Source organism: Helicobacter sp. UBA3407 (assembly GCF_949747025.1).
Lineage (GTDB): Bacteria > Campylobacterota > Campylobacteria > Campylobacterales > Helicobacteraceae > Helicobacter_D > Helicobacter_D ganmani.
Map to the genome: position 1 here is coordinate 1 of NZ_CATKCB010000250.1, position 2,161 is coordinate 2,161.

General features: G+C 32.5%; 2 protein-coding genes. Both read right to left on the reverse strand.

What is annotated here, in order from left to right:
• Positions 1–151 precede the first annotated feature (151 nt).
• Positions 152–1,444 carry a Cj0814 family flagellar-dependent secreted protein gene (locus Q1553_RS08350; protein ID WP_297570335.1) on the reverse strand — a complete coding sequence of 431 codons (1,293 nt, stop codon included), beginning with the start codon at positions 1,442–1,444 and terminating at the stop codon, positions 152–154.
• A gap of 37 nt (positions 1,445–1,481) precedes the next feature.
• Positions 1,482–2,039 carry a bacteriocin gene (locus Q1553_RS08355; RefSeq protein WP_115550631.1) on the reverse strand — a complete coding sequence of 186 codons (558 nt, stop codon included), beginning with the start codon at positions 2,037–2,039 and terminating at the stop codon, positions 1,482–1,484.
• Positions 2,040–2,161 lie beyond the last annotated feature (122 nt).

Sequence of the window (2,161 nt, forward strand, 5' to 3'; positions counted from 1 at the left end):
CTACTTACAACATCGGCTATTTTAACAAAAATTTAAGATTTGCGTCAATGATTTAATATGATTCAATGCAGAATCTCATTATAAATGTTTCGCTTTTTAACAAAAGTAAAGTATAAAGTTTTATTATTGTGATTCTCTTTTATAGAATCCCTTAAGCCTCTGTATCTAGTCTTTTTTGTGAAGTTGCAAAATAGCCCTTTAGACCTTGAATATCCAAGCTCCCTTTACTCCTTTCTCTAAAGAGCATTAAGATTTGTTCTAGCTTCTGCTGACTTTTAATAAAATCTAAAGTGTTTAAAAAGCTCGTATCTTGATAAGTTTCGCTTTTACTTGTTACTTGGATTGGTTTAAATTTTTTGTTTTTACTTCCCAATTCTGTTTCCTCATTGCTATTTTGTTTTTCACTTTGGGATAAAATATTTTCTTTTTCTTTAAGTTTTTTTACAAATTCCTCGTGCCTTTCTTTAAAGTCAAGATATTTTTCTTTAAATTCCTCTAAACTCATACTAGAATCAATCATTTCTTGATATTCTTGCGCGAAACTTAAAGATTCTTTGAATAAGTCTTTATCCCCTGTTGCTTCACTTCTTTTAATATAATATTGCAACGACAACTGCTCCTCTATCGTATTCCAAGAATCATTATTTTCACCAAAAGCACTTTGAATCTTGTTTGCATTCATAAAGCCTTTAAAATTTTCAAGCTCTTTTTCACTGATATTTTTGTCAAGCCCTATAATTTTACCAAGAATCTTAGTTTCTCCCTCTAGGAACTGATTGACATTAAAAAATAAACTAGAATTATTCAAAAACGCGATCAAAACACCACCTTTGGCTATACCATTAGCGTTTTGATACGCATATTTATTAATGCTTACATTGTCGGCTTGGTTAAAAATTGTTTCTGCATTGATTTTGCTAAAACCTCTACTATCAAAGGTATTAAAGGTAAGTAATATTCCGCTCTCATCTTTGTTTAATGCGCTTTGATATTCTGCATAAGTGTAGGTTTGTGTAACATTATAATTGCTATCCATTTTGAAAGCATAGGGCATATTCTCTAACTCTTTGTTAGAGAAGCTCGGGCTTTGGCTTTGTGGAATGAGTTGAGAAAAAGCTTTATACGCATTTGCTAGGCTCTTGGCAATATCCACCTGATTGTGTGTAGCGAGAATATCGCTTCTGTTTTGATGATAATTTACAAAGTTTTCAATGTCCTTTGCATAGATTTTATAATCCTTTGGAATCCCTGCTGCTTCATTTAAATCACTCGTAAAGAATCCCTCACTATCTACACCATAACCTAGCACTTCTTTAACCGCCTCTGTTTTATTGGAAGTCAAATTGTGTTTCTGATTTGCAATTTGATTGGCATTAGAGGTTTGTTGCAATGCCTTATTATCTTGCATAAAATTATCATAATTGCGAGTTTGACTTATAATCATTTAGCACCTCACTTTGCGTTATTTAAGATAATTAAGATTATCTTGCATACCAACCACCAAGATTAGATTCAAATCTTGTTTTAAAATGATTTTGTAGCTCCTTAATTACCAAATTGTTTTTTAAATAAATGCTTGAGGTTGTAGAGCCAAACTTGTAAAGTTGCATATTTGTATCAAGCATTCCGACTTGATAATTAAAAAGAACATAAGGGCGTCCCAAATCGGAAACCTTAATGCTTCTTCTTACTATATAAACAGGGAAAAAGCCTATTGTGTTATTCACAATTTCTGCATAGTCTTGCAATCTTCCAGCACTTGGCGCAGCGCAATTTTCAATGCCTAAACCGCATAAACCCCCTTTTTGTAATTCATTTGCTGTATATAATGCTATTCCATACCATTCATTTCCAGAGCCAAAGTCTGCTACCACATACCCCCCTACAACCTGCTTTTCCTCCTCTGCGCTTAAGAGCCTTACACCCTTACTTGTATCACTTAATGCACCATTGGTTATTTTTGCCAACAAATCCTCTGCCAATGCACCACTTGAAAATAAACTACTCATTACCGCAATACTAAGAATTTTCTTTAACATTGTTTCCTCCTTGTAAAATTATTCTACTTACAACATCGGCTATTTTAACAAAAATTTAAGATTTGCGTCAATGATTTAATATGATTCAATGCAGAATCTCATTATAAATGTTTCGCTTTTTA

Coding starts and splice junctions, on each gene's coding strand:
- Q1553_RS08350 (WP_297570335.1), bottom strand. CDS start 1,444: ATGATTATAAGTCAAACTCGCAATTATGATAATTTTATGCAAGATAAT.
- Q1553_RS08355 (WP_115550631.1), bottom strand. CDS start 2,039: ATGTTAAAGAAAATTCTTAGTATTGCGGTAATGAGTAGTTTATTTTCA.